This is a genomic window from Stenotrophomonas sp. ZAC14D1_NAIMI4_1 (assembly GCF_003086775.1).
Lineage (GTDB): Bacteria > Pseudomonadota > Gammaproteobacteria > Xanthomonadales > Xanthomonadaceae > Stenotrophomonas.
This window is the reverse complement of sequence record NZ_CP026001.1, coordinates 1,153,344-1,166,480: the sequence shown is the minus strand read 5'-3', so window position 1 is coordinate 1,166,480 and position 13,137 is coordinate 1,153,344. Positions and strand designations below refer to the sequence as shown.

18 protein-coding genes are annotated in these 13,137 nt (G+C 68.3%); 15 read left to right on the top strand and 3 right to left on the bottom strand.

Annotation, left to right across the window (positions count from 1 at the left end; translation table 11 throughout):
* The first annotated feature begins 2 nt into the window (after window positions 1–2).
* From C1927_RS05405 to C1927_RS05385, 5 genes are all read left to right on the top strand, one after another.
* Complete coding sequence (locus C1927_RS05405) at window positions 3–494, top strand: hypothetical protein (protein ID WP_079220916.1); 492 nt, start codon at window positions 3–5, stop codon at window positions 492–494.
* Between the two features lie 7 nt (window positions 495–501).
* The gene (locus C1927_RS05400; protein WP_079220915.1) at window positions 502–939 is read left to right on the top strand and encodes a hypothetical protein; all 438 of its coding nucleotides are present in this window, start codon (window positions 502–504) and stop codon (window positions 937–939) included.
* Window positions 936–1,589, top strand: a complete 654-nt coding sequence (gene purN / locus C1927_RS05395) for a phosphoribosylglycinamide formyltransferase (protein ID WP_108746102.1) — start codon at window positions 936–938, stop codon at window positions 1,587–1,589. The genes C1927_RS05400 and purN overlap by 4 nt, the downstream gene beginning before the upstream one ends.
* A gap of 67 nt (window positions 1,590–1,656) precedes the next feature.
* Window positions 1,657–2,469 (top strand): DUF3108 domain-containing protein, encoded by an 813-nt coding sequence (locus tag C1927_RS05390; RefSeq protein WP_108746101.1) that lies wholly within the window; start codon window positions 1,657–1,659, stop codon window positions 2,467–2,469.
* A gap of 2 nt (window positions 2,470–2,471) precedes the next feature.
* Window positions 2,472–3,155, top strand: coding sequence for a DUF3108 domain-containing protein (locus C1927_RS05385; protein ID WP_079220909.1), 684 nt, complete (start codon window positions 2,472–2,474; stop codon window positions 3,153–3,155).
* A gap of 120 nt (window positions 3,156–3,275) precedes the next feature.
* On the opposite strand, the gene C1927_RS05380 is transcribed toward C1927_RS05385, so the two are convergent.
* The 3 genes from C1927_RS05380 to C1927_RS05370 are packed head-to-tail and all read right to left on the bottom strand — an operon-like array spanning window position 3,276 to window position 5,113.
* Entirely contained in the window at window positions 3,276–3,593 is a 318-nt protein-coding gene (locus C1927_RS05380) for a hypothetical protein (protein WP_079220907.1), read from the bottom strand.
* The gene (gene murA, locus C1927_RS05375) at window positions 3,590–4,861 is read right to left on the bottom strand and encodes a UDP-N-acetylglucosamine 1-carboxyvinyltransferase (RefSeq protein ID WP_079220906.1); all 1,272 of its coding nucleotides are present in this window, start codon (window positions 4,859–4,861) and stop codon (window positions 3,590–3,592) included. Before murA ends, C1927_RS05380 begins: the two co-directional genes overlap by 4 nt.
* Window positions 4,862–4,882: 21 nt before the next feature.
* Entirely contained in the window at window positions 4,883–5,113 is a 231-nt protein-coding gene (locus C1927_RS05370) for a BolA family protein (protein WP_021202589.1), read from the bottom strand.
* Between the two features lie 54 nt (window positions 5,114–5,167).
* On the opposite strand from C1927_RS05370, the gene C1927_RS05365 reads away from it, so the two are divergent.
* The 10 genes from C1927_RS05365 to rapZ all read left to right on the top strand — a co-directional run bounded on the left by C1927_RS05365 (window position 5,168) and on the right by rapZ (window position 12,882).
* Window positions 5,168–6,169, top strand: a complete 1,002-nt coding sequence (locus tag C1927_RS05365) for a KpsF/GutQ family sugar-phosphate isomerase (protein ID WP_079220905.1) — start codon at window positions 5,168–5,170, stop codon at window positions 6,167–6,169.
* 65 nt (window positions 6,170–6,234) lie between these two features.
* Entirely contained in the window at window positions 6,235–6,783 is a 549-nt protein-coding gene (locus C1927_RS05360; protein ID WP_108746100.1) for an HAD hydrolase family protein, read from the top strand.
* Entirely contained in the window at window positions 6,780–7,355 is a 576-nt protein-coding gene (lptC, locus tag C1927_RS05355) for an LPS export ABC transporter periplasmic protein LptC (protein ID WP_108746099.1), read from the top strand. Before C1927_RS05360 ends, lptC begins: the two co-directional genes overlap by 4 nt.
* Window positions 7,356–7,459: 104 nt before the next feature.
* Window positions 7,460–7,981: a lipopolysaccharide transport periplasmic protein LptA gene (lptA, locus tag C1927_RS05350; protein WP_079220901.1), complete on the top strand. Its 522-nt coding sequence runs from the start codon at window positions 7,460–7,462 to the stop codon at window positions 7,979–7,981.
* Complete coding sequence (lptB, locus tag C1927_RS05345) at window positions 7,981–8,700, top strand: LPS export ABC transporter ATP-binding protein (protein ID WP_079220900.1); 720 nt, start codon at window positions 7,981–7,983, stop codon at window positions 8,698–8,700. The genes lptA and lptB overlap by 1 nt, the downstream gene beginning before the upstream one ends.
* Window positions 8,701–8,740: 40 nt before the next feature.
* Complete coding sequence (locus tag C1927_RS05340) at window positions 8,741–10,177, top strand: RNA polymerase factor sigma-54 (protein WP_108746098.1); 1,437 nt, start codon at window positions 8,741–8,743, stop codon at window positions 10,175–10,177.
* A 58-nt stretch (window positions 10,178–10,235) separates the two neighbouring features.
* Complete coding sequence (raiA, locus tag C1927_RS05335; RefSeq protein WP_079220898.1) at window positions 10,236–10,553, top strand: ribosome-associated translation inhibitor RaiA; 318 nt, start codon at window positions 10,236–10,238, stop codon at window positions 10,551–10,553.
* Window positions 10,554–10,574: 21 nt separating this feature from the next.
* Entirely contained in the window at window positions 10,575–11,027 is a 453-nt protein-coding gene (locus C1927_RS05330; RefSeq protein ID WP_079220897.1) for a PTS sugar transporter subunit IIA, read from the top strand.
* Window positions 11,024–11,974, top strand: a complete 951-nt coding sequence (gene hprK / locus C1927_RS05325; protein ID WP_079220896.1) for an HPr(Ser) kinase/phosphatase — start codon at window positions 11,024–11,026, stop codon at window positions 11,972–11,974. Before C1927_RS05330 ends, hprK begins: the two co-directional genes overlap by 4 nt.
* Before the next feature lie 23 nt (window positions 11,975–11,997).
* Complete coding sequence (gene rapZ, locus C1927_RS05320; RefSeq protein ID WP_079220895.1) at window positions 11,998–12,882, top strand: RNase adapter RapZ; 885 nt, start codon at window positions 11,998–12,000, stop codon at window positions 12,880–12,882.
* Window positions 12,883–13,137: the final 255 nt, after the last annotated feature.

Below are 13,137 nucleotides of genomic sequence, written 5' to 3'. Positions count from 1 at the left end.
GCATGGACGCTACGCCCCCCCTGCCCACCGCACCGGTGCCGCCCCCGGCACCGGCCGTGCCCGGGCTGACCTCGCAGGACAACGACCACCTCCGCCTGCTGTCGATCTTCCACTACGTGGTGGCCGGGCTGGCGGCGGTGTTCGCCCTGATCTTCGTGTTCCACATCGTGATGGGCATCGCCATGCTCAACGGCACCCTGCCGATGAGCTCCAACGGCCAGCCCAGCTCGGCGCAGGAACAGCAGTTCGCGGGCTGGTTGTTCATCATCATGGGCAGCGGCGTCGTCTCGCTTGGCCTGGTGATGGCCGGCTTCATCGCCTATGCCGGGCGCTGCCTGAAGCAGCGGCGGCGTTACCTGCTGTGCCTGGTCGTGGCCGGCCTGTCGTGCCTGTTCACCCCGTTCGGCACCGTGCTGGGCGTGTTCACCCTGATCGTGCTGCTGCGGCCGCAGGTGAAGGCCGCCTTTGCCGCCAACGTCCCTACCCGAAGCTGAGTTGCCGATGGCCGTCGCCCCGCCCCCGCTGAACCGGCCACGCGGCTGGACCGATCTGCAGGTCAACAGCCACCTGCATTCGCTGAAGATCCTGTTCTACATCTACGGCGGCCTGCAGCTGGTGCTGGCCGTCCTGCTGCTGCTCGCGGCCGCCGGCGGTTATGTCAGCGAGAGCCACAGCACCGATCCCGAGGCGTCTCCGGCCCTGCTGGCCGCGCTCTTCGTCGGTGCCAGCCTGGTCTTCGCCGCGCTGGGCAGCCTCAGCCTGACCGCAGCACGCCGCCTGTCCCAGCGCCGCCAGCGCACACTGTGCATGGTCGCCGCCGGCGCGGCCTGCCTGGGCGGTGCGCTGGGCATCGCGCTGGGCGTCTACGCGCTGGTTGTGCTGCTGCGTGCCGAAGTCGTGGCCAGCTTCAGCGAACCGGGCAGCGCCGTCGTCGCATGACCGCCCGTATCGCCGTACTGGCTTCCGGCCGTGGCAGCAACCTGCAGGCCATCCTCGATGCGATCGCGGCCGGCCGCCTGCCGGCCGAGGTGGTGGGCGTGTTCTCCGACCGCCCCGATGCGGCCGCGCTGCAGCGGGTCGGGCCCGGACAGCGCTGGGCGCACGCGCCGAAGACCTTCAGCGACCGCGCTGCCTACGAACAGGCACTCGGCGATGCCGTCCACGCCGTGGCCCCGGACTGGATCGTCTGCGCGGGCTACATGCGCATCCTCGGTGCCGACTTCGTGCAGCGCTTCAACGGCCGCCTGGTCAACATCCATCCGTCGCTGCTGCCGCTGCACAAGGGCCTGCACACCCACGCCCGCGCCCTGGATGCCGGCGACGCCGAGCATGGGGCCAGCGTGCATCTGGTGGTGCCGGAGCTGGATGCCGGCACCGTGCTGGCCCAGGTGCGCGTCCCGGTGCTGCCCGGCGATGACGCAACCCGCCTGGCCGATCGCGTGCTGGCGGTCGAGCATCCCCTGCTGATCGCCACCCTGCAGCTGCTGTGCGATGGCCGCCTGGCTGAACGGGAGGGCCGGCCGACACTCGACGGTCACCCCCTGTTTAGCCCATTGGCTCTAGATTCCGCCGGGAACCTGAACCGGTAACGCCCGTGCACACGCCCCGCTGACTGCGGGGCTGGCATCCTGCCACCTCCTGCGGTTCCTGCCTGCCATGAAGAACACGCCCCCGTTGCGCAAATTCCTGCTGCTGCCGTTCGCCGTGCTCGCCTGTGCCGCCTGGGCGCAGACCCCGCCGTCGGCCGAACCGGCGCCCGTGGTGGAGGCACCGGCCGAACCGCCCCTGCCCGCGCTGCCGGCCATGGCCTGGGAACCGCCGCCGCTGCAGCCCTTCAGTGCCACCTACCAGGCCTTCTACAAGGGCAAGGAGGCCGGCGACGCAACCATGCAGGTGACCCACACCGGCGGCAACCAGTGGCGGGTGGACATGCAGGTGGTCGGCCGCCGCGGCTTTGCCAGCGTGCTCGGCCTGAACCTGGAGCAGAGCACCGTGTTCGACGTGCGCAATGGCGTCTACGCGCCGTTGAGCCAGAGCACCGTGCGCAAGGGCCTGTTCCTGGGCAAGAAAGCGGTGGGCACCTACAACTGGGAAACCGGCACCGCGCAGTGGACCGGCGATGTGAAGAAGGACCGCGCCAAACCCATTCCGCTGCAGCCCGGCGACCAGAGCGCGCTGCTGCTGAACCTGTCGCTGATGCGCGACGCCCGCCCCGGCGTGGCCATGCACTACCGCTACGTTGAACTGGGCAAGGTGCGCCAGCACGATTACCAGGCGGCCGCGCAGACCGAGAACGTGGAAGTCGGCGACCTGTCCTACAACGCGCTGAAGGTGTACCGCACCAACGGCGGCAACAACGAAACCATTCTGTGGATCGCCAACGGTGTCCCCACGCCGGTGCGCATCCTGCAACGCGAAGATGGCGAGGACCGTGTCGACCTGCGCCTGATCGAATACCAAGGAGTATGAGCATGACGACCCTGACCCGCCCGCTGACCTGGATCGCCGCTGCCGCACTGTCGGTGGCCAGCCTGCCGGCCATGGCCCTGCAGCCGTTCAAGGCCGATTACCTGGCCAGCTACATGGGCATGCAGGCCAACGGCACCATGACCCTGGCCAGCGAAGGCACCGGCAAGTGGCGCTACAACCTGCAGGTGAAGAACCAGCTGGCCGACCTCAGCCAGAGCACCGTGTTCGAGGAAGTGCGTGGCCAGTTGCGCCCGCTCAGCAGCCAGGACCGCTCGGCGCTGCTGGTGAAGAAGCGCAACGTGCAGGCCAACTACAACTGGACCAGCAACCAGGCCACCTGGACCGGCGACATCAAGCCGGACCGCGCCGGCCCGGTCGCGCTGAAGGCCGGTGACATGGATGCGCTGCTGATCAACCTGGCCATCGCCCGCGACCTGGCCGCCGGCAAGCCGCTGACCTACCGCATGGTCGACGAAGGCCGCATCAAGAACATGACCTACAAGGTCGTGGGCAAGGAAGCGGTGACCGTGGGCGGCAAGAGCTACCAGGCCACCAAGGTGTCGCGCGTGGATGGCGACAAGGAGCAGATCGCCTGGATCGTGCCCGAGTTCCCGGTGCCGACCCGCATCCTGCAGCGCGAAGGCGGCCGCGATGCGCTGGACCTGACCATCAAGGCGCTGAACTGACGCGCGAGCCGGTAGTGCCGGCCGCTGGCCGGCATTCCCGCGATGCTCCGCAAGGTCCATGGGGTTGCCGGCCAGCGGCCGGCACTACCGAAAAAAACGCCCGCTTGCGCGGGCGTTTTCTTATTTCTTCTCTTCCGCTTCGGCCGGCTTGAACTCGGTGCGGCAATCCACCCGGATCTGCTGGCCACTGCTGCGCCAGACGAACGTGCGGCAATGGCGGTTGCCTTCCTGGCTGTCGTTCACCGCAACGGCATAGAACGACTGGATGATCTCGTCACGGCTGACCGTGCCATCGCCATTCCAGTCCATGTCCTTCTGCTCGATGCCCTTGGTGATGGCCAGGTTGGCGTACCAGGCATAGCCCAGCCACGCCAGCACGATCAGCACCAGCGCCAGCAGCGCCTTGCGGCGGGGGCTGAAGCGGCCGCGCAGGATCATGGCACGCGCCGGATGGTGGCACCGAGCGAAGACAGCTTCTCTTCGATGTTCTCGTAGCCACGGTCGAGGTGGTAGATGCGGTCGATGGTGGTCTCGCCGTCGGCCATCAGGCCGGCCAGGATCAGCGACGCCGACGCGCGCAGGTCGGTGGCCATCACCGGCGCACCGCTCAGGCGCTCGTGGCCGCGGGCAATGGCGGTGTGGCCTTCCACCTGGATGTCCGCGCCGAGGCGCAGCAGTTCGTTGACGTGCATGAAACGGTTCTCGAAGATCGTTTCGTTGATCACGCCTACGCCATCGGCCACGCAGTTGAGCGCCATGAACTGCGCCTGCATGTCGGTCGGGAACGCCGGGTACGGCGCGGTGGTCAGGTTGACCGCCTTCGGCCGCTTGCCGTGCATGTCCAGGGTGATGCTGTCTTCGGTGGTCTCGATCGTCGCACCAGCCTCGACCAGCTTGGACAGCACGGCGTCCATGGTGTTCGGGCGCGCGCGGTTCACGGTCACCTTGCCGCCGGTCATCGCTGCGGCCACCAGGAAGGTGCCGGTTTCGATGCGGTCGGGCAGCACTTCGTGGCGGCCACCGGACAGGCGCTCGACGCCTTCGATGACCAGGCGGGCGGTGCCCAGGCCCTCGATCTTCGCGCCCAGCGCGATCAGGCAGTGCGCCAGATCGGTCACTTCCGGTTCCATCGCGGCGTTGTCGAGGATGGTGGTGCCCTCGGCCAGCACGGCCGCCATCAGCACGTTCTCGGTGCCGGTGACGCTGACCATGTCGAAGGTGAAATGGCCACCCTTCAGGCGCTTGGCGGTGGCCTTGATGAAGCCGTTCTCGACCACGATGTCCGCACCCAGCGCCTGCAGGCCCTTGATGTGCTGGTCGACGGGGCGCGAACCGATCGCGCAGCCGCCGGGCAGCGACACTTCGGCCGCGCCGAAGCGGGCCAGCAGCGGGCCCAGCACCAGGATCGAGGCGCGCATGGTCTTGACCAGCTCGTAGGGGGCCACGTGCTGGTTGACCGGGCGCGGGTCGACCACGATCGCGCTGCCGCGCGACAGGGTGCCCTGGTCGATGGTGACCTTGGCGCCCAGTTCGCCCAGCAGCTTCACCGTGGTGACCACGTCGTGCAGGTGCGGCACGTTGGTGATCTCCACCGGCGCATCGGCCAGCAGGGTCGCGCAGAGGATGGGGAGGACGGCGTTCTTCGCGCCGGAGATGCTCACTTCACCGTGCAGCGCAGCGCCGCCGGTCACAACGATCTTGGCCATGTATTGGGAATCTTCTGCGGTTCAGCCGGCTTCGGCCGGGGTCACGGTTTTCAGCGCCAGCGCGTGGATCGCGCCGCCCATCAGGTCGCCCAGGGTGGCATAGACCATCCGGTGGCGGGCCAGCGGCATCTTGCCGGCAAAGGCCTCACAGACCACGGTCGCTTCGAAGTGCACGCCATCGTCACCGCGCACGTCGGCGCGGGCGCCCGGCAGGCCGGTTTCGATCAGGTTGCGGATGGTGTCGGCGTCCAACGGGCTTTCCTAATAAAATGAACCCTCATTCTACTTCCGCTGCGTGGCGTCCGCATGGCCGAGTCCTCCCTGCCCCCCCGTTCCGTCGATCCTGCCGCCCTGGTGGCCAGCGGCCGCCGCGTGTTCGAGATCGAACAGCAGGCGCTGCAGGCCGTCGCCAGCGGGCTGGGCGAGGCATTCCAGCAGGCCTGCCAGGCCATCCTGGGAAGCCGCGGCCGGGTGGTCGCCACCGGCATGGGCAAGTCCGGCCATGTCGCCCGCAAGATCGCCGCCACCCTGGCCTCCACCGGCACCCCGGCCTTCTACGTGCACCCGGGCGAGGCCGGCCACGGCGACCTGGGCATGATCACCGAGGACGATGTGGTGCTGGCGCTGTCCTATTCGGGCGAATCGGACGAGGTGCTGATGCTGCTGCCGGTGCTCAAGCGCCAGGGCAACGTGTTGATTTCCATGACCGGACGGCCGCAGTCCAGCCTGGCCAAGGCCGCCGACGTGCACCTGGACGTGAGCGTGCCGGCCGAGGCCTGCCCGCTGGCGCTGGCGCCGACCTCCAGCACCACCGCCTCGCTGGCGATGGGCGATGCGCTGGCCGTCGCCCTGCTCGACGCGCGCGGCTTTACCGCGGACGACTTCGCCCGCTCGCACCCGGCCGGCAGCCTCGGCCGCCGCCTGCTGCTGCATATCACCGACGTGATGCACAGTGGCGAGGACCTGCCCAAGGTCGACGCCGGCGCCAGCCTCAGCCAGGCGCTGGTGGAGATGAGCCGCAAGCGGCTGGGCATGACCGCCGTGGTCGATGCCCAGGGCGTGCTGATCGGCCTGTTCACCGACGGCGACCTGCGCCGTGCGCTGGACACCGAACTGGACGTGCGCACGGCGAAGATCGCCGAGGTGATGACCCGCAACCCGCGCACCATCGGTGCCGACCAGCTGGCGGTGGAAGCCGCCCGGCTGATGGAAACCCACAAGATCAACGGCCTGATCGTGGTCGACGGCGAGGGCCGGGCGGTCGGCGCGCTGAACATTCATGACCTGTTGCGGGCCCGGGTGGTTTAACCGAGAGTCCGTAGACCCCATTCAGACTGTAAACCGCACCCGCCCCGAACGAGCCTGATGCCCTGATGCCCTGGTCCCCCCTGCCCGCCTTCCCCGCCCACCTGCATGCCACCGCGGCCCGTATCCGCCTGGCCTGCTTCGACGTGGACGGCACCCTCACCGACGGTCGGCTGTACTACGACAAGGACGGCAACGAGAGCAAGGCGTACTTCGTGCAGGATGGTCTGGGCCTGAAACTGCTGCAGCAGCACGGTATCCACCCCGTGCTCATCACCGCGCGCAACAGCCAGTCCGCGCTGCGGCGCGGCGCCGACCTGGGCATCGACACCCAGATCGCGGTGGGCGACAAGCTGGCCAGCGTGCAGGCACTGTGTGCCCAGCACGGCATCGGCCTGGACCAGGTGGCGTTCATGGGCGACGACCTGCCCGACCTGGCGCCGCTGGGCGCGGTCGGCCTGGCCGTGGCCCCGGCCAACGCGCACCCGTGGATCGCCGAACGCGTGCACTGGACCACCCGCAGCGACGGCGGTCGTGGCGCCGCCCGCGAACTGTGCGACGTGCTGCTGGCCGCGCAGGGGCATATCGATGCGGTGCTGGCGAGGTTCGGCGCATGAATGCTCCGTCGCTGAACTGGCGCACCGTGCTCGGCATCGGCCTGCTGCTGGCGGCCCTGCTGAGCAGCTGGGCCGCCCTGCGCAACCGCGACAAGGGGCCGGCGCAGACCGGCCAGGACGTAGGCGTGGATTACATCCTGCACGACTTCCAGATCGTGGCGCTGGACGAACAGGGCAAGGAATCGACCACCCTGCGCGCACCGCTGCTGGAGCGCCAGCGCGGCGACCAGACGATCAACATCACCACCCCGCTGTTCGAGATGCCCGACAAGGACGGCCAGCACTGGACCCTGCGCGCGCAGACCGGCTGGCTCAGCGCCAAGGGCGACCAGATGAAGCTGAGTGGCGACGTTTCCGGCGACAGCCCGGCCGCCCCCGGCGTGGTGCCCACCACTTTCCGCACCGACCACCTGGACGTGTTCCCGAAGGAAAGCCGCGCCCGTACCGATGCCCGGGTCACCATGACCCGACCGGGCATGGAACAGTCCGGCGTCGGGTTCGAGGTGGATTCGAAGAACAACACGTATCATTTCCTCAGCCAGTCCAAGGGCCGCTACACGCCCCAACGCTGATTCCGCCGCTGGCCCGCGACGTCGCCATGGCGACTGGCGCGAGGCCGCAGCCCCCACCCGCCGCCCGGCATGACCGGGCAGCCTCACCGGTAGAACGGACCCCGATGAAGATTCCCTTTGCTGCCCTGCTCGCCTTCGGTCTGCTGGTTCCTGCCTTCGCGCAGGCCAAGTCCACCGACCGCAACGAGCCCATGAACATCGATGCCGGCGCACAGGCCGGCAACCTCACCGGGGATGGCAAGACCACCCTGTCGCAGGGGGTGGTCATCACCCAGGGCTCGCTGGACCTGCGTTCGTCCGAGGCCGAGATCTACATGAAGGACGGCGAAGCCGTGCGTGCCGTGTTCACCGGCAAGCAGGCCAAGATGAAGCAGCAGCTCGACGACGGCACCTGGATGGATGCGGTGGCCGACAAGATCGACTACGACATCAAGACCGAGATCATCACCCTCACCGGCAACTACAAGGTGACCAGCGCGCGCGGTACCAATGCCGGCCAGCGCATGGTCTACAACACCCGTACCGGCGAAATGAATTCCGGTGGCGACGGCAGCCGCGTGCGTACCGTCATTCCGCCCAAGAACAAGACGCCTGCGGCGCAGCCGGCGGCCGGGAGCAAGAAGTAATGCTTGTCGCCAAGGGCCTGCGCAAGAAGTACAAGCAGCGCGAAGTCGTCAAGGACTTCGGGCTGACCCTCGATGCCGGCGAAGTGGTCGGCCTGCTCGGCCCCAACGGCGCCGGCAAGACCACCTGCTTCTACATGATCGTGGGCCTGGTGGAGGCCGATGCCGGCAGCATCGTGCTCGACGGCCAGGACATCACCGGCGACCCGATGTATACGCGCGCCAAGCAGGGCGTGGGCTACCTGCCGCAGGAACCGTCGGTGTTCCGCAAGCTGACCGTGGCCGACAACCTGCGCCTGGTGCTGGAACTGCGCGACGACCTGGATGCGGCCGGCCGCGAGCGCGAACTCAACAGCCTGCTGGACGAACTGCAGCTGGGCCACGTGTCCGAGCAGCTCGGTGCCAGCCTGTCCGGTGGTGAACGCCGCCGCTGCGAGATCGCCCGCGCACTGGCCGCCAAGCCGCGCCTGATCCTGCTGGACGAACCCTTCGCCGGCGTCGATCCGATCTCGGTCGGCGAGATCCAGCGCATCGTCACCCACCTCAAGCAGCGCGGCATCGGTGTGCTCATCACCGACCACAACGTGCGCGAAACCTTGGGAATCTGCGACCGCGCGTATATCCTCGCTGAGGGCACCGTACTGGCCCAGGGCTCGCCGGAAGCGATCCTGGACAACGCCGACGTCCGTCGCGTCTACCTTGGAGACTCCTTCAAGCTGTGACCGCGGCCGCCGGGCCCTTCCCCTCCGTTTCGGCACAGGCATGAAGACTCGGCTGCAGACATCGTTGGGACAGCAGCTGGTGCTGACACCACAGCTGCAGCAGGCGATCAAGCTGCTGCAGATGTCCACCACCGAGCTGGAGCTGGAAATCGCCCAGGCGGTGGAAAGCAATCCCCTGCTGGACTGGGCCGACAGCAGCGATGACGGCGCCGGTGCGGGCAGCGATGCCGGCGATGACCACGGCGCCGACAGCGATGCACCGCCGGAGCCCGCGCAGGCCAGCGGCGACGACTGGGCCCCCGCCGAGCAGGACTGGAGCAATCCGGGCAGCAGCGGCAGTTTCGACGACGATGAAGACACCGGCAGCGCCGCCGAGCGCGTGGCCGAGGTCGAGACCCTGGCTGACCACCTGCTGTGGCAGCTGCACCTGTCGCATCTGTCGATGCGCGACCGCAGCATCGGTGCCGCGCTGATCGATGCGCTGGAGGAAGACGGTTACCTGCGCGAGCCGCTGGCGACCATCGCCGAGACCCTGCTGCCGGCCATCCACGCCGGTGAAGACGAGATCCTGACCGTGCTGCACCAGGTGCAGCGCTTCGACCCGGTGGGCGTGGCCGCACGCTGCCTGGGCGAATGCCTGCGGCTGCAGCTGGACGTGCTGCCCACCGACACCCCCGGCCTGGCCCTGGCCCGGCAGGTCGCCGCCGGACCGCTGGAGCGCCTGCCGCGCAGCGGCGTGGCCGGCCTGGCCCACGAACTGAAGCAGCCGCTGGCCGAGGTCGAGACCGCCGTCGCGCTGCTGCGCTCGCTCGACCCGCGCCCGGGTACCCAGATCGCGCCGCTGGCGCAGGACACCTACGTGGTGCCGGACGTGGTGGTATGGCGGCAGAACGGCCTCTGGCGCGCCGCGCTGGCCGCCCATGCCGGGCCCAAGGTGATCATCCACCGCGGCTACGAACAGATGATCCGCCGCTGCGGCGAAGCCGACGCCGGTTACCTGCGCGCCCAGCTGCAGGAAGCCCGCTGGCTGCTGAAGGGCCTGCAGGCGCGCGGCGAAACCCTGCTGCGCGTGGTGCACAGCCTGATCCACCAGCAGGCCGGTTTCCTCGAATTCGGTGAACAGGCGCTGCGCCCGCTGACCCTGCGCGAGATCGCCGCCGAACTGGGCCTGCACGAATCCACCGTCTCGCGGGCGATCGCCCGCAAGCACGTGCGTACGCCGCGCGGCACCCTGCCGCTGCGCGCGTTCTTTGCATCGGGCATCGACACCGAAGGCGGTGGCGAAGCATCCAGTACCGCCATCCAGGCGATGATCCGCCGCCTGATCGATGACGAAAACCCACGCAAGCCGCTTTCTGACGCCAAGCTGGCTGACCTGCTCAAAACGTCGGGAATCCCAGTAGCGCGGCGCACCGTGGCGAAGTATCGTGAGGCCATGAACATCTCCGCCTCGCACGAAAGGGTCAGAATCGCTTGACGCGCCGCCGCGCCCGGCGGAGAGGTTCATTGGCACATCCGAACACAGGAGAAACCCGATGCGCATCGAAACGTTTGGCAAAGATGTCGAAGTCACCCCGGCCCTGCAGTCGTATGTTGAAGAAAAGCTGGCCCGGGTCGGAAAGCACTTCGACCAGCACTGCGAAGCGCGGGTAACCCTCAAGCTGCAGAAGACCGAACACCACGTCGACGCCAGCCTCAATATTCCCGGCCAGACCCTGCATGCCGAAGCCGGCGGCCAGACCATGTATGCCGCCATCGACGTGCTGGCGGACAAGCTCGACCGCCTGGTGATCAAGCACAAGGAGAAAAAACAGCAGCACGCACCACTGCCGGTGGGCGACAATGGCGGCTGATCGCCACCGTTCCCCGCAGACATGCCCCTGACTGACCTCCTGGCGGCCGTGCAGACCCAGCTCTGCACGGCCACCGACCGCGACAGCGTCCTGCAGGCCGCCGCCGGGTTGCTGGCCTGCCGCCAGGCCAACGCCGAACAGATCTACCTCAACCTGTGCCAGCGCGAAGCCCTGGGCAGCACGGCGATCGGTTGCGGCATCGCCATTCCCCATGGCCGGGCCCCTGCCCTGGACCGTCCCCGCGGCGCCCTGCTGCGGTTGCAGACCCCGGTCGATTTCGGCGGCGATGAACCGGTGGACCTGGTGTTCGCCATGGCCGTCCCCGCCCACTACACCCACCAGCACCTGATGCTGCTGTCGGAACTGGCCGAGCTGTTCTCGACGCCCTCGATCCGCGACGCCCTGCGCGCGGCGGGCGATGCGCGGGCACTGCGCGAGGCCCTGGACCTTCCCCCATCGGCGAGCGCCGCATGAATACCAGCATCACCGCACGCGAACTGTTCGACCAGCAGCGCGAGCGGCTGGGGCTGCGCTGGGCCGCCGGCAAGGCCGGTGAGAAACGCGAGCTGGAAGCCGGCAACACGGTCTCCCGCCGCCCCTCGCTGGCCGGCTACCTCAACGCGATCTACCCCAACAAGGTGCAGATCCTCGGGACCGAGGAGTTGTCCTGGCTGGACGCGCTGGAACCGCGCCAGCGCTGGGAAACGATCGAGAAGATCATGCAGTCGCACCCGCTGGCGCTGGTGCTGACCCGCAACCAGGCCTGCCCGGAAGACCTGCGCGCGGCCGCCGATGAATCCGGCACGCCGCTGTGGCTGTCGCCCAAGCGCGGCCACGAACTGCTCAACCACCTGTCCTACCACCTGGCGCGCACGCTGGCGCCGCGGGTGATCCTGCATGGCGTGTTCATGGAGATCTACTCCATCGGCGTGCTCATCACCGGCGAGGCCGGCTCGGGCAAGAGCGAGCTGGCGCTGGAACTGCTCAGCCGCGGTCACCGCCTGGTGGCCGACGACGCCCCCGAATTCACCCAGATCGCCCCCGACGTGCTCGACGGCACCTGCCCCGAACTGCTGCAGGACCTGCTGGAAGTGCGCGGCCTGGGCGTGCTGAACGTGCGCGAGATGTTTGGTGATACGGCGGTAAAGAAGAACAAGTACCTTCGGCTGATCGTCCACCTGACCAAGCCGATGACCGAACCCACCCCGCACGGCTACGAGCGCCTGACCGGCGATTCGGGCACCCGCCACGTGCTGGACCTGGACGTGCCGCTGATCACCCTGCCGGTGATGCCCGGCCGCAACCTGGCGGTCCTGACCGAGGCGGCCACCCGGCTGCACATTCTGCGTACCAAGGGTATCGACCCGGCGGCGATGTTCATCGCCCGCCACAGCAACCTGCTGGAACGACGAACACCCTGAGCCCCACCACCAAGAGCCTGTCCATGAGTACCGTCACCCCCACCGCCCCGACCCTGATCATCGTCAGCGGCCTGTCCGGCTCGGGTAAATCCGTCGCCCTGAAGACCTTCGAGGATCAGGACTACTACTGTTCGGACAACCTGCCGATCCAGCTGCTGCCCGATTTCGTGCGCAGCGTGCTGGAAAACCATGACGGTGGCGCGCCGCGCCGGCTGGCGGTGGGCATCGACGTGCGCGGCCAGGCCGACCTGAGCCAGCTGTCCAACTGGCGCAAGCTGGCCACCGATGCCGGCGTGGAAGCGAAGGTGCTGTACTTCGAGGCGAGCGACGAGACGATGCTCAAGCGCTATGCCGACACCCGTCGCCGGCATCCGCTGAGCCAGCTGGGCCTGTCCCTGCCCGAAGCGATCGCCCGCGAGCGCGAGCTGATCGCACCGCTGCGCCGCGAGGCCGACGTGGTCATCGATACCAGCGCGTTGAACGTCCACCAGCTGCGTCGGCGCATCATCACCGAGTTCGCGATGGGGCACGCCACGCGCCTGTCGCTGCTGTTCGAATCGTTTGCCTACAAGCGCGGCGTGCCGGCCGAGGCCGACTTCGTGTTCGATGCACGCGTGCTGCCCAACCCGCACTGGGACCCGGACCTGCGCGCGCTGAGCGGCCGCGAGCCGGGCGTGCGCGATTACCTGGAAGCGCAGCCGGACGTGCAGCGCTACCTGGGCCAGCTGATGGATTTCCTCGACACCTGGCTGCCCAAGCTGGGCGATGGCACCCGCAGCTACGTGACCGTGGCCTTCGGCTGCACCGGCGGCAAGCACCGCTCGGTGTACCTGGCCGAGCGCATGGCGCGGCATGCCCGCGAGATGGGCTGGGATGACGTGGCCACGTACCACCGCGAACAGGATTGAGGGCAGCCGGGCTGCGCCCGGCACTTGCCGGTAGTGCCGGCCGCTGGCCGGCAACAGCAACAGCGGCATTCCCTGGAATGGCGGGGCGGTGTGGGTATGCAGGACACGCCGTGAACCCATCCATGGGGGCTCGTAGGCGCCATCCATGGCGCCTGCGGTCATGCATACCCACACCGCCCCGCCTCTGACAGATTCCGTGTGCTGTTGGTAGGTTTCGACCTTGGTCGACACGATGGGGTCGGATCCCTTTTTCAA

Bases quoted from the DNA above. Each gene is read 5' to 3' on its own strand.
- C1927_RS05405 (WP_079220916.1), top strand. From the start codon at position 3: ATGGACGCTACGCCCCCCCTGCCCACCGCACCGGTGCCGCCCCCGGCA.
- C1927_RS05400 (WP_079220915.1), top strand. From the start codon at position 502: ATGGCCGTCGCCCCGCCCCCGCTGAACCGGCCACGCGGCTGGACCGAT.
- purN (WP_108746102.1), top strand. From the start codon at position 936: ATGACCGCCCGTATCGCCGTACTGGCTTCCGGCCGTGGCAGCAACCTG.
- C1927_RS05390 (WP_108746101.1), top strand. From the start codon at position 1,657: ATGAAGAACACGCCCCCGTTGCGCAAATTCCTGCTGCTGCCGTTCGCC.
- C1927_RS05385 (WP_079220909.1), top strand. From the start codon at position 2,472: ATGACGACCCTGACCCGCCCGCTGACCTGGATCGCCGCTGCCGCACTG.
- C1927_RS05380 (WP_079220907.1), bottom strand. From the start codon at position 3,593: ATGATCCTGCGCGGCCGCTTCAGCCCCCGCCGCAAGGCGCTGCTGGCG.
- murA (WP_079220906.1), bottom strand. From the start codon at position 4,861: ATGGCCAAGATCGTTGTGACCGGCGGCGCTGCGCTGCACGGTGAAGTG.
- C1927_RS05365 (WP_079220905.1), top strand. From the start codon at position 5,168: ATGGCCGAGTCCTCCCTGCCCCCCCGTTCCGTCGATCCTGCCGCCCTG.
- C1927_RS05360 (WP_108746100.1), top strand. From the start codon at position 6,235: ATGCCCTGGTCCCCCCTGCCCGCCTTCCCCGCCCACCTGCATGCCACC.
- lptC (WP_108746099.1), top strand. From the start codon at position 6,780: ATGAATGCTCCGTCGCTGAACTGGCGCACCGTGCTCGGCATCGGCCTG.
- lptA (WP_079220901.1), top strand. From the start codon at position 7,460: ATGAAGATTCCCTTTGCTGCCCTGCTCGCCTTCGGTCTGCTGGTTCCT.
- lptB (WP_079220900.1), top strand. From the start codon at position 7,981: ATGCTTGTCGCCAAGGGCCTGCGCAAGAAGTACAAGCAGCGCGAAGTC.
- C1927_RS05340 (WP_108746098.1), top strand. From the start codon at position 8,741: ATGAAGACTCGGCTGCAGACATCGTTGGGACAGCAGCTGGTGCTGACA.
- raiA (WP_079220898.1), top strand. From the start codon at position 10,236: ATGCGCATCGAAACGTTTGGCAAAGATGTCGAAGTCACCCCGGCCCTG.
- C1927_RS05330 (WP_079220897.1), top strand. From the start codon at position 10,575: ATGCCCCTGACTGACCTCCTGGCGGCCGTGCAGACCCAGCTCTGCACG.
- hprK (WP_079220896.1), top strand. From the start codon at position 11,024: ATGAATACCAGCATCACCGCACGCGAACTGTTCGACCAGCAGCGCGAG.
- rapZ (WP_079220895.1), top strand. From the start codon at position 11,998: ATGAGTACCGTCACCCCCACCGCCCCGACCCTGATCATCGTCAGCGGC.